The organism is Streptomyces virginiae (assembly GCF_040638905.1).
Classification (GTDB): Bacteria; Actinomycetota; Actinomycetes; order Streptomycetales; family Streptomycetaceae; genus Streptomyces; species Streptomyces virginiae_B.
Genome location: NZ_JBEZYV010000025.1, coordinates 44838 through 60691 on the forward strand (window position 1 = coordinate 44838; position 15854 = coordinate 60691).

Consider the following 15854-nt stretch of genomic DNA (forward strand, 5'->3'; position numbering starts at 1 on the left):
TGGCACGTGAGACGGCGCCGCCGCCCGTCCCCGCCCCGCGCTCGTTCGCGCGCACCGGTTACATCGTGTGAGCCAACCGGGTCACTGACGGCTGCCTCAATGGCTCATCGTCACTTTCCGTAGTACATCTGTGAGCCGCGCGTAAGAGACTTTCCGGTCGGCGCGTGATGTGACCCGTGTCTTGACGCAAAGGAATCGTCCATGGCGACATCCACCGAGCCCGTAACGCCGATCCCGGTGCGGGGCCGTTCATGGGGGAGCGTGGTCGTCACCTGGCTGACGACCACCGACCACAAGAAGATCGGCCACCTGTACCTGATCGCCTCGTTCGGCTTCTTCGTCATCGGCGGCGTGCTCGCCCTGCTGCTGCGCGCGGAGCTGGCCCGGCCGGGCATGCAGATCATCTCCAACGAGCAGTACAACCAGGTCTTCACGCTGCACGGCACGATCATGCTGCTGTTCTTCGCCACGCCGACCTTCGCCGGGTTCGCCAACGCCATCATGCCGTTGCAGATCGGGGCGCCCGACGTGGCCTTCCCGCGTCTGAACATGCTGTCGTTCTGGCTGTTCCTGTTCGGTGGGATCATCGTGGTGTCCAGCCTGTTCACCACGCAGGGAACGGCCGACTTCGGCTGGACCGCCTACACACCGCTCAGCGGGGGCGAGCGCACCCCTTACGTGGGCGGCGACATGTGGATCATGGGCTTGGCGCTGTCCGGCTTCGGTACGATCCTCGGCTCGGTCAACTTCGCCACGACCATCATCTGCATGCGCATGCCCGGCATGACCATGTTCCGGATGCCGATCTTCACCTGGAACATCCTCCTGACCTCGGTGCTGGTGCTCTTCGCCTTCCCCGTCCTCGCCGCGGCACTGCTGGTCCTGGAGGCCGACCGGCGTTTCGGCGCGCAGGTGTTCAACCCGGAGAACGGCGGCGCGCTGCTGTGGCAGCACCTGTTCTGGTTCTTCGGACACCCGGAGGTCTACATCATCGCTCTGCCGTTCTTCGGGATCGTCACCGAGATCTTCCCCGTCTTCTCCCGCAAGCCGCTCTTCGGCTACCTCGGTCTGATCGGCGCGACGGTCGCGATCTCCGGGCTCTCACTGACCGTGTGGGCGCACCACATGTTCGCCACCGGGGCCGTGCTGCTGCCGTTCTTCTCCTTCATGACGTTCCTGATCGCCGTGCCGACCGGGGTGAAGTTCTTCAACTGGATCGGCACGATGTGGAAGGGGTCCATCTCGTTCGAGACGCCGATGCTCTGGTCGATCGGGTTCCTCGTGACGTTCCTTTTCGGTGGCCTGACCGGCATCATCCTGGCCTCCCCGCCCATGGACTTCCACGTCACCGACTCCTACTTCGTGGTGGCGCACTTCCACTACGTGGTCTTCGGAACGGTCGTCTTCGCCATGTTCGCCGGGTTCTATTTCTGGTGGCCGAAGATGACCGGCACCATGCTCGACGAGCGCCTCGGGAAGATCCACTTCTGGACCCTCTTCTTCGGCTTCCACATGACCTTCCTCGTCCAGCACTGGCTCGGTGCCGAGGGCATGCCCCGCCGCTACGCCGACTACCTCGCCGCGGACGGATTCACCGCCCTCAACACCCTCTCCTCGATCGGCGCCTTCGTGCTCGGCCTCTCCACACTGCCGTTCTTCTACAACGTGTGGAAGACGGCCAAGTTCGCGCCCCGCGTGCAGGTGGACGACCCGTGGGGCTACGGCCGCTCCCTGGAATGGGCCACCTCCTGCCCCCCGCCCCGCCACAACTTCGTCACCCTGCCCCGCGTACGGTCCGAGTCCCCGGCCTTCGACCTCCACCACCCGGAGATCGCCGCCTTCGACTACGCCGGTGACCACAAACGCGACGTCGTCGACCAGGACAAGGCCTCCGCTCCCCGAGGGTCCCTGCGCGGCAAGGACCCGGAGCAGCCCCGATAGGCGGGGGTCCGCGATGAGCGACCGCCCGAACGAGACGGCGGCCGGGCTCGCCCGGATCGAGGGGTACCTGATGAGCCAGGCGGCGCTGAGGCAGGCCCGGGAGCAGGGCGAGGCGTTCGCCCGCGCACTCACCTGGCTCGGCGCCGGCGAACAGGAGGAGATCAGCCGCCGGTTCGCCGAGCACCATCTGGACCTGCGCAAGGAGATGCTCGCGGCGACCGTGGCGCGTGCTGAGGAACTCAAAGCGGAGTACACGCACCGCTACGCCTGCCTGCGCCGAAGGGTCACCGGCCTGGCCTTGGCCGCCTTCGCGCTCTGCACCTCCGCGCTGCTGCTCCTGTCCCGTCTTTGAGGGGCCGCGAGGCCGGAGGAATGTCGTCCTCGCGCTCAAGCGTCGGGCGCGCCCGGCTCTCCTTCGATCTGCTCCCGGGTGATGATCTGCAGCTCGTTGGTGCGCTCGTTGCGGATCCGGTAGACCGCGTGCGGGCCGGGATCGCGCACTTCTTCGATCCGACCCCGGTGCAGGTCCTCACGGCCGTCGCGGTCGGTCACCCGGTCGTTCTCGGCGGGAACCATGATCTCCTCCTCGGAAACGGGGTCGGCCGGTCGCCGCCCCCGACCGGTGCGTCCTGCGAAGCTGGTCAGCCCCGCCGAGAGCGGGGCTGCGAGATCCGTCTGCCCGGGACCGGACATCCCACACCTGCCGCGAGTCATCGATTCCCGCGCCGCGGGAGCAAGCAACCTGGGGGCCCGGGCTGCCACAGACTGGGAAGAGACCGCGCGGAGATCGAGACGAAAGGCGGTGGCCCCATGCCCTCTACGGCACTCATCGTGATCGACATGCTCAACACCTACGAGCACGAGGACGCGGAGGTTCTGGTGGCCTCCGTCCGAGAGGCGCTGCCCGGCATCGCGACCCTGATCGAGCACGCCCGCGCCAGCGCTTCGCCGGTCGTCTACGTGAACGACAATTTCGGCGAATGGCGCTCCCACCACGGCGAAATCCTCGATGCGGCCCTCGCGGGCCGCCACCGGAGCCTGGTGGAGCCGGTCGCCCCGGACGAGAACTCGCTCTTCGTGGTCAAGGCCCGGCACTCGATCTTCTTCGAAACCCCGCTGGCCTACCTGCTCGGCCAGCTGAAGGCGGAGCGTCTGGTCCTGTGCGGTCAGGTGACCGAGCAGTGCGTTCTCTATTCGGCGCTGGACGCCCACATCCGGCACTTCGACGTCGTCGTGCCGGACGACGCGGTGGCCCACATCGATGCGGATCTGGCCGACGCGGCCCTGCAGATGATGAGCCGCAACATGTCCGCCGACGTCTGCACGGTGAAGGACGTCGAGTTCGACAGCTGACCGGATGCCGACGGTCCCCAGCGGGGTGAGGCCGCCGGCCGCGCATGAACCCCCGGCACCGGGGCAGGTGCCCCGGGCACGCGTAGCGCGCGCGAGACGAAAACCGGTACGAGCCGGCCGATGACCCCGAGAGGTGGAACATGACCTCGAACCGAGCGGGCGCAGGCCCTGCGGACACCTGTGGCGACGGCCAGGACCGGGCGACTCCGTGGACCGACTTCCAAAGGGTCCTGGCCCAGATGTTCGATCTCCTGGAAGGCGCCCGCCAGGGCGACGCAGCCCCCGTGCCGACGAGGACACCCCGCCGCACGCGCGGTACAGGCGGCGGCAAGCGGTGAAGACGCGGCCGCGGCGACGATGAACGCCGGGCACGACGCCGAGCACACTGCAGACGCCGCGCACGGCCAGGCGCTGCCCGGCCGGGAAGAGGTGGCGGACCTGGCGGATTGGGTGGGCATCGCGTCGGTCTCCTCCGACCCGGACCGGGCCGACGACGTACGCGAGTCCGCCCGGTGGCTGGTCGGCACCCTGCGCCGCGCCGCCTTCCTCCGGGCGGAAGTATGGGAGACGGACGGCCTCCCGGCTGTGTACGGCTGCCGGCCGGCGGCCGATTCCGACGCGCCGGTCCTGCTCGTCTACAGCCACCACGACGTACACGCCGTCGACCCCTCCGAGTGGCGGATCACGCCGCCCTTCTCCCCGTTGCGTGACGGGGACCGCCTGTACGGGCGGGGCGCCTCCGATGCCAAGGGGCAGGTCATGTGCCACCTGTGGGCTCTGGGCGCGCACACGGCCGAGCGCGACGCCCCCGCTCCCGCCGTGACCGTGAAGTACCTGGTCGAAGGCGAGGAGGAGGTCGGCTCGGTGCATCTCGCCGACCTGCTGTCACAGCATGCGGACGACCTGGGGGCGGACGTGGTCATGGTCTCCGACTCCATGCTCTGGTCGTTGGACGAACCGGCCGTCTGCGGCGTGGTCCGCGGATCCGTCACCGCGACCCTCACCGTCCGCGGCGCCCGGCGTGACATCCACAGCGGGGCCGTGTCAGGCGCCGCCTCCAACGCGGCCTTCGAGCTGTGCAGGGTGCTGGACCTGCTCACCGACGAATCGCAGCGGATCACCCTGCCCGGGTTCTACGACGCCGTGACCGAGCCCGCCCCGGCCCATCGGCAACGGAGGGGCGACCCCTGCCGCGCAGCTCGCCAGGGCCTGCGACGCGCCCGTGCTCTTCTTCGGAACGGGCCTGCCGGGGGACCGCTGGCACGGCCCCGAAGAGCGCGTGGAGATGCGCGCGCTCAGCCTCGGAACACGTGCGCTGACCCGGTTCCTCGGCGAACTGGACGCCGGGCCCGGCAGGGCCGGGCCGCGCCGCACCCGCCTGCGGTGAGCGAGACGTCCGCTTGAAAGCCCCAGGTGCGGGCAGGCGCGGGGTATGTCGATCGCCCGTTCGGACCGGCTCGCACGTGTCGGCTGAACCGGCACAGGAGTGTAGAAGCATGAAGTACGCGACCTGGTCCTCTGAGAAGAGCGGGGTCACCCGGGCGCCCCGAGGTGCCGACGCATGGGGAGGTGCCCCGTGTGCGGCCTGAGCGGAGAGGTGCGGTTCGACGGCGGGCGCCCCGATCTCGCAGCCGTCGAACGCATGACCGATGCGATGGAGCCGCGGGGACCCGACGGCAGAGGGATCTGGTCGCAGGGGGCGGTGGCCATGGGGCACCGGCGGTTGCAGATCATCGACCTGTCGGAGCGCGGCGCCCAGCCCATGGTCGACGCACAGCTGGGCCTCACGGTGGTCTTCAACGGCTGCATCTACAACCACCGCCAGTTGCGCGCCCGCCTCGAAAAGCTCGGGTACCGCTTCTTCTCGGACTCCGACACCGAGGTCGTCGTCAAGGCGTACGCGGAATGGGGCCGGGAGTGCGTCGAGTTCTTCGTCGGCATGTTCGCCTTCGCCGTCGCCGAGCACCACACGGGCCGTGTCGTTCTGGGCCGTGACCGGTTGGGCATCAAGCCCCTCTACCTCACCGAGGACTGCGACCGCCTCCGCTTCGCCTCCTCGCTGCCGGCCCTGCTGGCGGGCGGGGGAGTGGACACGTCCATCGACCCCGTGGCCCTCCACCAGTACCTGAGCTGGCACGGCACGGTGGTCGCACCCCGCACGGTGCTGGCGGGCGTACGGAAGGTTCCGCCGGCCACCGTCCGGGTCGTCGAGCCCGACGGCACCAGCCACGACCACTGCTACTGGCAGCCGTCGTACACCAGGCGTTCAGAACTCGGGGACGACCCCGTGCTCTGGCGGGAAGCCGTGCACGAGGCGCTGCGTACGGCGGTACGGCGGCGCACGGTCGCCGACGTTCCCGTGGGTGTGCTGCTGTCCGGCGGTCTGGACTCCAGCCTGATGGTCGCCATGCTGGCCGAGGAGGGACACGACGACGTCCCGACCTTCGCCATGGGCTTCGAGGAGGAGAACGGCGAGGACGGCGACGAGTTCCGGTACTCGGACCTCGTCGCCCGCCGGTTCTCGACCGACCACCACCAGTTCCTGATCCCGTCCGACCGGCTCCCCACGGCCTTGGAGGCCGCGATCGGCGCCATGAGCGAGCCCATGGTCAGCCACGACGCCGTGGCCTTCCACATGCTGTCCGAACAGGTCTCGAAGGAGGTCAAGGTCGTCCTGTGCGGCCAGGGCGCGGACGAGGTGTTCGCCGGCTACCACTGGTACCCGCAGATCGCCTCGGCCCCACGGGCGGGAGCGGACGACGCCTACGCCCGCGCGTACTTCGACCGGACCCACGCCGACCTCACCGCCATGATCCACCCGGATTTCGCACTCGGCCGCGACGCGTCCGCGGACTTCGTCCGGCGCCACATGGCCACCCCCGGAGCCGAGACCGCTCTCGACGCCGCCCTGCGCATGGACGTCCACGCGCTCATGCCGGACGACCCGGTCAAACGGGTCGACAACATGACGATGGCCTGGGGGCTGGAGGCCAGGGTGCCGTTCCTGGACCAGGACCTCGTCGAGCTGGCGGCGGCCTGCCCGCCGGAGCTGAAGCTCGCGCAGGGCGGCAAGGCCGTGCTCAAGGACGTGGGACGCGCGATACTGCCCCGCGAGGTCGTCGACCGCCCCAAGGGCTACTTCCCCGTTCCGGCGGTGCGCCACATGGCCCGGCCCGTACTGGCCCGGGTACGGGACGCCCTGGCGGCCCCCGAAGCGCGCCGGCGCGGGATCTTCGACGAGCGCCTCGTGGACGAGCTGCTCGCGGCGCCCAACCGCCACCGCGCCAGGCGCGGAGCCAACACCTTGTGGCAGGTGGCGACGCTGGAGATCTGGCTCCAGGCGCACGGCATCCGGTGAAGTGACGGGACCGAGTGGTGGGAACACTGAGGAAGCGGAAGCCTGGGAGAGGTGGCCATGCCCCTGGAGCGGACGAACTTGGTGGATGAGGCACTCGGTACAGCGGGCGGGATGGTGGCGGCCCCGGGCACAGGGGGGCCCGAGGCCGCCCCGGCACCCGTACCCGTGCGGATGCCCGACCACCTCAGCGCCGACCCGCCCACCCTGCTCACCGCCCACGGATGCTGGTACCCCTCGGCCGACCCCACCGGTGAGCACGTGGCCTTCATCTGCGACCGGGCCGGCGTCCCCCAGCTGTGGAGCGGGCCCGCCCGGGGGACCGATGCCCATGTCCTGGACGGCGACCCCGATCCGGTGACCGAGGTCTCCTGGTCGCCCGACGGGCGCTGGATCGCGTACACCTCGGCGCCCGGCGGCGGCGAGCACACCCGCGTGTTGGTGGTGCGCCCGGACGGAACCGGCCGGCAGGTGCTCGCCGGAGCCGAGCCCGGGAGCTCCGCACACCTCGGATGCTGGACCCGCGACGGCACCGCCCTGGCCGTCACCGTCGCCCAGCCCTCCGTGTCGGGCGTGGAGCACGCCGGGGCGGGACACCTCCCGTCGGACGTCGACGGTGTGCCGGCGGCCGGCGCGCGGGGCCCCGGCGGGGCCTGGTCCGAACGCGGCGCGACCGCGACCCTCCTCGGAGGCGTGGCGTCGCATCCGGCCTCCCCGCCCCGCGGCCGGGCGCCGTCCGTGCACGCGATGGGCGGCCCGGTCCCGGACCTCGGCCAGGTCCGCGGTGGCGGGCTGGCCGCCTACCTGGTCGACCCGGACGGCGCGAACGCACCCGTCCTGCTGTACGGCGAAGAGGGAGCGGCGTCGCTGCGCGTGTGCGACACGAGCCCGGACGGCCGCTTCGCGCTCGTCCGCCGCGGTCCGCGGGGCCGGCGCGAGGCACTCGTCCTCGACACCGCCTCCGGCCGCACCACCTTCTCCCTGCACGTCGCCGACGGAGACCCCTGGATCGGGCGGTTCTCCGCCGACGCGCGCACCGTGTGGCTGCGCAGCGACACCGACCGCGAGTTCGCGGCGCTCCTGAAGGTACGGCTGGACGAGCAGGGAGCGGGCCCGGCCGTGTCCGTGGCGGCCGAACGCGAGCGGTCCGCCCTCGACCTGCTGAGCGTGCCCGACCACGGACGGTGGGCCCTCCTCGCCTGGAACGTGCACGGGGCGACCGAGCTGGAGAGCGTGGGCCTCCCTCTGGTCGACGAGGAAGGCGGCATCGGACCGCGACACCGGCCGGTCCTGCCGCACGAAGTCGTGACCCGCATCGCACCCCTGGAACGCGGCGGCCTGTTCGCCGCGCTCGCGGGCTCCGGGCGCCGGCCCGGCATCTGGGAACTCGACCAGGGCCTCGTGCCCGCGCGCGCCGGCTGGTCGGCCCGGGACGAGGACGCGGTGCCGCCCGGGCGGCCCCCCGTACGCCCGGTGCCCCTGCGCTGCCGCGCCCGGGACGGGCTGACGCTGGGAGGCTGGTACTACCGGGCACCCGGCCGGGAACCGGGCCGGCCCGCCCCGTGCGTCATCCACCTCCACGGCGGCCCGGAGGAACAGGAGCGGCCGGTGTTCAGCCCGCTCTACCACGAGCTCCTCGGCAGGGGCCTGGACGTGTTCGCCCCCGACGTCCGCGGCTCCTCCGGCTGGGGGCGGTCCTTCGTGGACGCCGACCTCGGCTCCGGCCGTTTCGCGGCGATCGACGACGTCGCCGACTGCGCAGCGCACGTGGTCGCGCTCGGCTACGCCGACCCCGTGCGGCTCGGGGTGATGGGCCGCTCGTACGGCGGCTACCTCACCATGGCCTCCCTCGTGTGGCATCCGGACCTCTTCCGCGCCGGCGTCGCCGTCTGCGGTATGTCGGACTTCGCCACGTTCTTCGCCGGCACGGAACCGTGGATCGCCCAGTCCGCCACCGCCAAGTACGGCCACCCCGAACACGACCGGGACCTGCTGCGCGCCCTGTCCCCGATGAGCCGCATCGATCAACTGCGCGCTCCCGTGCTGGCCGTCCACGGCGAACACGACACCAACGTGCCGCCGACGGAGTCGGAGCAGTTCATCCGTGCGGCACGCGGCCGCGGGGTGCCGGCCCGACAGCTGACGCTGCGCGACGAGGGCCATGAGTTCCTGCGGGCGGACAACAGGCGGCTCTACCGGCGGGCCGCCGCGGACTGGCTCGAGCGGTACCTCGGAGGCGGCCCGGCCCCCTGACGGCCCGGGTGCAGCGGCCTTGTGCCCTCCGCCCGGCGGTTTCTGCGGCCCCCACCGGCGCTGCGTCAAGCCTGATCACAGGCTCGCGCACCGCCTGCGCCGGGCGCGGCGCCCGGAGCAGGCCGCGGTCGTGCGGGTGCCTGCCACGATGATCCGGCCGGGGGACGTCCCACCGCGCCGAGCACCGTCCGATCCGGTGGTGCACCCGCCGTGGCCGAGTGGCCGCCCCGCGCCGCTTGCCGTCTCCGCGAGCCGGGCTGTACCTCTCGGGCTGCGGCGGAGTCGCGGGAGGGCCCCCTCGCAGAGGCGCACAGCGTCCCGGGCGCCGTCCACCCGCACGGCGGACGCTCCGCAGCCCGTCAGGAGCGCGGCGGCCGGACCGGCCGAAACCCCGGCGGCGACCACCCGGCGGGGGACCCGGCGCGGGCGCGGGGGCCCGTTGCCGGTGTCCTGTCCTGGCGTGCGGCCGACCGGTCCGGCCCCACCGGGGCGCGTCCGTCCGAGGTGCGGGTGTACGGGGCAGTGGCCCGGGCGGAGGCCTCCCGACCGGCCGCGCTCAGAAGTGCCCGGCGGGTCGCCGGGCACCCGGCACCTGGCACCCGGCCGTCCCGGGCGGCCGATCGGGCCGGCCGCCGGGCGGCCCGGTTCCGTGACGGCGCGCCCGGGCGGGGCCCGAAGTGTCACATCGCGGCGGGGAAGCGTTCCCAGACGCGGTGCGCCGCGAGCAGTTCCATGAGCCGGGGCAGTCCTTGGGCAGCGTCCGTGACGATGACGCCCGGTTCGCCGACGGAGATGCCGGCGGCCTCGAAGAGGGCTTCGGCCCCATCCCAGCCGGCGAGAACTTTGCCGTGCCGGTACGCCTCGGTGAGCAGTGCCAGGACGCGCGGGTCGCCGACGGCGGGGCCGGGATCCGCCGCCTTGGCATCGCGGGCACCGTAGGCGTCGGCGCCCGCTGCGGGTGCACCCGCGAACACCAGCGCGTCGAATTCGACCGAACGGGCCGTGGCGAAGGTGCGCTGGACGGTGACCGGGTCGCCGTCGGCGCCCAGGACTCCACCGGCAGAGGCGATGACCAGGGGCACCATGCCGGCGTCGAGGACCGCCCGGCGGACCTCGTGGATGTGGGCCATGTCGACGGCCTGGCCGGCGACGATGCCGACGGTGCGACCGTCCACGGGCCAGGTGCGGCCGATCTGGGACAGAGCGGGACTGGGGCGGACGTCCACGAGGGGTTCGGTGGGGGCCGGAACCGGCAGCCCGAGTCCGGCCGCCACCTGGGCGCACAGCTCACCGTCGACGTTGGCCAGCACGGCCAGCGTGCGTTCCTTGACGGCCTGCTCGTAGCACTTGGCCAGCTCGAAGGTGTAGGCGGCGATGATGTGTTCGCGCTCGACGGCGCTCATGCTGAGCCAGAACAGGCGGGGCTGGGAGAAGTGGTCGCCGAAGGACGCGGGCGCCTCGCGGACCTTGCGTCCGGCCGGGACTTCCACCGGCACTTCGATGAACGCCCCGGTGTCGGCGCCGGCGAAGAAGGGGCAGCCGCCGTCGAGGCTGTTCGGCTTGTAGGGGGCCACGCCGCGGTGCACGGCCGTCTGGTGCATGCCGTCCCGCAGCATGTCGTTGACGGGCGCGTGGGTGCGGTTGATCGGCAGCTGCGGAAAGTTGGGCCCGCCGAGCCGGGTCAGCTGGGTGTCCAGGTAGGAGAACATCCGGCCGGCCAGGAGCGGGTCGTCGGTCGCGTCGATGCCGGGCACCAAGTGGCCGGTGTGGAAGGCGACCTGTTCCACCTCGGCGAAGAAGTTCGACGGGTTGGCGTTCAGCGTCAGCAGCCCGACCGGCTTCACCGGTGCGAGCTCCTCCGGAACGATCTTCGTCGGGTCGAGGAGGTCGATGCCCTCGAACGTCTGGTCCGCTGTGTCGGGAAAGGTCTGGATGCCCAGCTCCCACTGCGGATACGCGCCGGACTCGATGGCGTCGAAGAGGTCGCGGCGGTGGAAGTCGGGATCCACCCCCGCGAGGATCTGCGCCTCCTCCCACACCAGTGAGTGCACGCCCAGCTTGGGCTTCCAGTGGAACTTCACCAGCGTGGTGACGCCCTGGGCGTTGACGAGACGGAAGGTGTGGACTCCGAAGCCCTCCATCATCCGGTAGGAGCGGGGGATACCACGGTCGGACATGTTCCAGAGGGTGTGGTGGGTGGCTTCGGTGTGCAGGGAGACGAAGTCCCAGAACGTGTCGTGCGCGCTCTGGGCCTGCGGGATCTCGCGGTCCGGGTGTGGCTTGCCGGCGTGGATGATGTCGGGGAACTTGATCCCGTCCTGGATGAAGAACACCGGGATGTTGTTCCCCACCAGGTCGAAGACCCCCTCCTCGGTGTAGAACTTCGTGGCGAAGCCACGCGTGTCGCGCACCGTGTCGGCCGAGCCGCGCGATCCGAGCACGGTCGAGAAGCGCACGAAGATCGGTGTCTCGGTGTCCCGGGCGAGGAACGCCGCCTTGGTGACCGCCTGCGCCGTGCCGTAGGACTGGAAGACGCCGTGCGCGGCCGAGCCGCGCGCGTGGACCACGCGCTCGGGGATCCGCTCGTGGTCGAAGTGCATGAGCTTCTCGCGCAGGTGGTGGTCCTGCAGCAGCACCGGCCCGCGGGGCCCCGCCTTCAGGGAGTGGTCGCTGTCGTACAGCCGCGTTCCCAGGGCGGTGGTGAGGTACGCGCCGCTCTGCGCGACTCGGGCATGGTCCGCCCCGGTGGGCTGACCGGTCGGGCCGACCGTCTCGGGACCGCTCTGGTCCGCCTTCGGTGGCAGCGGCTCCACCGGCTCGACGGGTTCGCTCAGCTGCGGCGAGACGGGTCCGGGCTTGCCGGGGACCCCATCCTCGGGACCCTGGGCCGCTGCCGGGTCGCCGTGCAGGGCATCCGCGATCTTGTCTGCGACCGCTTTCACAGGATTCTTCTCTGACATCACATCTCCAGACACGGGGGACGGTGCCCTACAGGTGTGACCCTCAGCCGTGCATTCGAAAACGAGCACTGCTCTGTGCGGGCTGTCACTGCCGGTCCGGGGCGTCGGCGCCGGACCGCAGATCGTCGGGGCGGGCGACGTGGTCGAGGTGGCCGGCCGTCCGGCGGGCCTCCTTCATCTCCGCTTCGTAGAGATGCTGCCTGCCCGCCGCCAGTGCCCCGATCGCCTGCCGTTCGAGACTCCTGAACGGCTCGTAGTACGTGCGGTCGTACGCTTCCACGATCTGGAACGTCCAGTGGCCGGGGATGACGTTGCGTCCCAGGATGTCCTCCTCCACGCGTTCGGCCCACCCGTCGTGTCCGGCCGCCCTCAGCAGCCTGACCGTGCGGTCCAGTTCCAGATCCGCCGTGCCCGTCAGCTGGTGGAATCCGTAGAGGTGGCCGCGGGCGCGTTCCACCGTCTCCAGTGCCTTCGACAAGGACCCGAGGGCCTCCACCGTGAGGTCGCTGACTCCGTCGGGGCGTTGGTGTGCGTGGTCGGGGCCGCCGTCATCGCGTCGCGTCATACTTCGGCAGTGCCCCGCCCGACCGCCCGCATAAGCCTTTCGGCCCCAGGGTCGCCCGAAGGTACCACTCGTGTCCGACCGTCCCCCTTGGTCCGGCAGACGCCCGTGCGACCAGCGCACCGCGCGCGCTGCGCCTGCGGCAGCCGACCTCTGCCGGCGGGTGCCGAGCAGTGCGCAACGGAGGGGAACGCTTCATCCGCCGCCGGTGAACGCCCTGCGATCCCCGCGGTCGCGAACACGGCCGCCGCCAGGTGTGAGAGCGACGGGGCGAAGCCGGGATGGGCCTCCTGGGGTTCCGGGGCGGGGGCGGGCGCGGGGTGATCGGGGGTGGCGACGTGGTGGGGAGGACGCCCACGCGACCAGTCCGCCGCCCCACATGCAAGGGGTGCAGCCGCGGTTACACCAGGATCCCGCCTCCCCTTCCGGCCCGGCGCCGCCGAGCCGGGCCCCGGGCAACAGGGCCGACGCTCCGGCCACCGACAGGAGGATCAGCACCCGCTTCAGGCGCTCGCGCCCCCGTAAGAGCCGGACGAATGCGCGCAGCCGCAGGTCGTAGAGGCAGACCCGTCCGAGGATCCGTGGCGCCAGGACCAGCCCCACGACACCCGAGGCGGACGGAGCGTGCCACCACAGGAGGAGCGGGACCGTTCCGACTCCGAGGTGGAGGAGCCGGCGCATGTGATCACTGATGTACGGCGGCTGGATCACGCCCGCGCGAGTCCGCCGGACTCCGTGCCCCCGAAGTGCAAGCCCTCGCTCCTCGTGCGCGAGCGTGGAGGGACGGGGCGGGGGCAGCCTGTCCGCCTTCCGGGGGAGCGGCCCGGCCCGTGGCGCCGAGTGCACCCGTAACGGTCAGGAGGAAACGTCGGGGGAGCGTCCTTCGGGGGGCGGGCCCGGTCAGCGCCTGCGGCCGCGTCCGCGGGCCGCCCAGCCGTGGCCGATGCCGGCGACGTGCAGCGCGAGCGCGGCGAGACCGATCAGCATGAAGTTGGTGGAACTCAGCACGTCGTTGGTGGCGATGCCGGCCGCGTTGATCAGGAACGCGATGAAGAACAGCACTGCGGCGGTGATGCCGAGCATGTCCATGCCCCTTTCGGTAGGTGACGGCCGTGTTCCCCGTGCGGGCCGGATCATGAGCCGCGCCCGGGCCGGCGCCAACGGGCCGCCCCGTTCGGGCGCGGCGGCATGGTCGCGGGGGGTCGGGGCAGGTGCGGGGCAGATGACGACTAGATCCACAGGTGGCGATATGCGAAGCGTAGGCGTGGAAGAAGAGCTGCTGCTCGTGGACGCGGACAGCGGTGCCCCACGGGCCGTCTCGGGGGCGGTCCTGGCGGCCGCGGACCGGCAGGCGTGGCAGCAGCCCGGCACCGGCGGCGGGCCGGACCACGAATTCGAGAAGGAACTGCACAAGGAACAGCTGGAGTTCGCCACCAAGCCGATCACGGAGATGGGCGAGCTCCACGAAGAGATCGTCCGAATCCGCGGCGAGGCGGCCCGCCACGCCGCGAGTGCCGGCGCCGTGATCGCGGCGGTCGCGACATCGCCCCTGCCCGTGCAGCCGTCGCTCAACGCCGGCCGCCGCTACCGGTGGATCGGCGAGCAGTTCGGACTGACGGCGCAGGAACAGCTGACCTGCGGATGCCACGTCCACGTATCGGTCGCCTCGGACGAGGAGGGTGTCGCGGTCCTGGACCGCATCAGGCCCTGGCTGGCCGTGCTGATGGCGATGAGCGCCAACTCCCCCTTCTGGCAGGGCGAGGACAGCGGGTACGGAAGCTACCGCAGCCGGGTGTGGAACCGGTGGCCCTCCGCCGGCCCGGTCGATGTCTTCGGCTCCGCCGACCGCTACCACGAACAGGTCCGCGCCATGATCGACACCGGGGTGCTGCGCGACGAGGGCATGATCTACTTCGACGCCCGCCTGTCCGCCACCTTCCCCACCGTGGAGGTCCGGGTCGCCGACGTCTGCCTGGACGCGTCCACGCCCGTACTGCTCGCGGCGCTCATCCGCGGCCTGGTCGAGACGGCGTCCCGCGCCTGGCAGGACGGGCAGCCCCCGCCCCGGATCGGTACGGGTCTGCTGCGGCTGGCCTCCTGGCGGGCCGGTCGCTCGGGCCTGGACGGGCCACTGCTGCACCCCGAAACCATGCGGGAGACGTCCGCCGAGCAGGCCGTCGACGCCCTGTACCAGCACGTGCGCGAGGCGCTGAAGGACCACGACGACGACGAACGGGTCCGCGAAGCGATCGCGCAGCTGCACGAACGGGGCAACGGCGCCCGCACGCAGCGACGGCTGCACGCCGACGGGCAGAGCCTCGGGTCCGTCGTCACCCGGTGCGCGGAGCTGACGATCAGGCCGTGAGAGTGCGGGGGCGGCGCCGGGGCAGACGCGAGCCATGGTGATGTCGACGGTGATGTCGACACAACGGTGATGTCGACACAGAGGATCGGAGCGCGTGATGAGTGAGCAGAGGCGGCAGCACGGCCGGACCCCCACCCCGCCCTCGCAGGCACCCGGCGAAAGCGGGGACGCAGAGGCCCGCAAGGAAGCGGACGAAGCGGCGCTCGCCGAAACGAACGAGGGCGAGGCCGGAGACGCCCTGACCCCGAACAGCGGTGCGCAGCGCCGGGCCGCCGAGAAGACCGGAGACGCCGGCATGCCCGAGTAGCGGACCCCCGTAGGGGGCTCCCCGAACGCCGTCAGACGCGTGGCGCCCGGTGGAGGATGGTTCGCAACCCCCGGAGCCGTAAGGCGGCCCGGACGGCGTTCGCGCCCGGCGCGCCGTCGACCCCGTCGCCAGGGTGGGCGGCCGCGGAGGCGAGGTAGAGCCGTTCGACCTCGCTGCCGCGCTTCTTCGCGGGGCGTCGCGACCCTATGGGTCAGCGGTCAGCTCAACCGGTCCTCCACCAGTAGTGCACGGGCGGCGAGCCCCTCCACTGCACCGCCGTCCTCGGCCTGCTCGAACCCGATCCCGCCACCGGCCGGCCCGCCGCCGGCGGCCCCCGGCCCTGGTCCTTGCAGGCCGACGGTACGGCCGACTTCCCGCCCGCCTGGGCGGCCTCCTCATCGGCGTCCTGCGCGCCGCGCGATCCACCGCCGCCACGGCCCTCCTCGCCCCGACGACACCCTCCTGCCCTACACCGACGGCCTCACCGCAGCCCGCGCCGGCCGGGACCGCACCACCCTGTACGGGGACGAGGCCCTACGCGACTGCACCTCCGGCCACGCCGCCGAACCGTCGCACGCCCTCATTCACGCCCTGACCGGGCCTGCCGGGCGGTTTCGGCGACGGCCTCGACGACGACGCCGGACTCCTCGCACTCGGCGCCCCGACCTGCCGGGCTCTGCAGGTCGTCGGAGTCCTCGGCCGCGCCACCGCCGGCGAACTGCACGACCGTGTCACCACCCTCGCCCTCCAGCCGGATC

13 protein-coding genes are annotated in these 15854 nt (G+C 71.8%); 8 read left to right on the forward strand and 5 right to left on the reverse strand.

What is annotated here, in order from left to right; translation table 11 throughout:
* Positions 1–201: 201 nt before the first annotated feature.
* Both ctaD and AB0F82_RS27680 read left to right on the forward strand, forming a co-directional pair.
* A complete protein-coding gene (ctaD, locus tag AB0F82_RS27675) occupies positions 202–1941 on the forward strand; it encodes an aa3-type cytochrome oxidase subunit I (protein ID WP_362632201.1) in 1740 nt (579 codons plus the stop codon).
* 13 nt (positions 1942–1954) lie between these two features.
* A complete protein-coding gene (locus AB0F82_RS27680; RefSeq protein WP_362632203.1) occupies positions 1955–2293 on the forward strand; it encodes a hypothetical protein in 339 nt (112 codons plus the stop codon).
* Positions 2294–2328: 35 nt separating this feature from the next.
* On the opposite strand, the gene AB0F82_RS27685 is transcribed toward AB0F82_RS27680, so the two are convergent.
* Positions 2329–2517 carry a hypothetical protein gene (locus tag AB0F82_RS27685; protein ID WP_362632205.1) on the reverse strand — a complete coding sequence of 63 codons (189 nt, stop codon included), beginning with the start codon at positions 2515–2517 and terminating at the stop codon, positions 2329–2331.
* Between the two features lie 234 nt (positions 2518–2751).
* On the opposite strand from AB0F82_RS27685, the gene AB0F82_RS27690 reads away from it, so the two are divergent.
* The 4 genes from AB0F82_RS27690 to AB0F82_RS27705 all read left to right on the forward strand — a co-directional run bounded on the left by AB0F82_RS27690 (position 2752) and on the right by AB0F82_RS27705 (position 8902).
* The gene (locus tag AB0F82_RS27690; protein WP_362632207.1) at positions 2752–3294 is read left to right on the forward strand and encodes a cysteine hydrolase family protein; all 543 of its coding nucleotides are present in this window, start codon (positions 2752–2754) and stop codon (positions 3292–3294) included.
* Between the two features lie 357 nt (positions 3295–3651).
* Positions 3652–4698 carry a M20/M25/M40 family metallo-hydrolase gene (locus AB0F82_RS27695; RefSeq protein ID WP_362632209.1) on the forward strand — a complete coding sequence of 349 codons (1047 nt, stop codon included), beginning with the start codon at positions 3652–3654 and terminating at the stop codon, positions 4696–4698.
* A gap of 172 nt (positions 4699–4870) precedes the next feature.
* Positions 4871–6652: an N-acetylglutaminylglutamine amidotransferase gene (locus tag AB0F82_RS27700; RefSeq protein WP_362632211.1), complete on the forward strand. Its 1782-nt coding sequence runs from the start codon at positions 4871–4873 to the stop codon at positions 6650–6652.
* 111 nt (positions 6653–6763) lie between these two features.
* Complete coding sequence (locus tag AB0F82_RS27705; RefSeq protein WP_436842169.1) at positions 6764–8902, forward strand: S9 family peptidase; 2139 nt, start codon at positions 6764–6766, stop codon at positions 8900–8902.
* Between the two features lie 680 nt (positions 8903–9582).
* On the opposite strand, the gene AB0F82_RS27710 is transcribed toward AB0F82_RS27705, so the two are convergent.
* The 3 genes from AB0F82_RS27710 to AB0F82_RS27720 form a co-directional block, all read right to left on the reverse strand.
* Positions 9583–11862: a catalase gene (locus tag AB0F82_RS27710; protein ID WP_362632213.1), complete on the reverse strand. Its 2280-nt coding sequence runs from the start codon at positions 11860–11862 to the stop codon at positions 9583–9585.
* An 85-nt stretch (positions 11863–11947) separates the two neighbouring features.
* A complete protein-coding gene (locus tag AB0F82_RS27715) occupies positions 11948–12427 on the reverse strand; it encodes a hypothetical protein (protein WP_362632214.1) in 480 nt (159 codons plus the stop codon).
* A gap of 897 nt (positions 12428–13324) precedes the next feature.
* Positions 13325–13507, reverse strand: coding sequence for a hypothetical protein (locus tag AB0F82_RS27720; protein WP_030660954.1), 183 nt, complete (start codon positions 13505–13507; stop codon positions 13325–13327).
* Positions 13508–13673: 166 nt separating this feature from the next.
* Here AB0F82_RS27720 and AB0F82_RS27725 point away from each other — a divergent pair, with 166 nt between their 5' ends.
* Positions 13674–14789: a glutamate--cysteine ligase gene (locus tag AB0F82_RS27725; RefSeq protein ID WP_362632216.1), complete on the forward strand. Its 1116-nt coding sequence runs from the start codon at positions 13674–13676 to the stop codon at positions 14787–14789.
* Positions 14790–14886: 97 nt separating this feature from the next.
* Positions 14887–15096: a hypothetical protein gene (locus tag AB0F82_RS27730; protein ID WP_362632218.1), complete on the forward strand. Its 210-nt coding sequence runs from the start codon at positions 14887–14889 to the stop codon at positions 15094–15096.
* 580 nt (positions 15097–15676) lie between these two features.
* On the opposite strand, the gene AB0F82_RS27735 is transcribed toward AB0F82_RS27730, so the two are convergent.
* Positions 15677–15820, reverse strand: coding sequence for a hypothetical protein (locus AB0F82_RS27735; RefSeq protein ID WP_362632220.1), 144 nt, complete (start codon positions 15818–15820; stop codon positions 15677–15679).
* Positions 15821–15854: the final 34 nt, after the last annotated feature.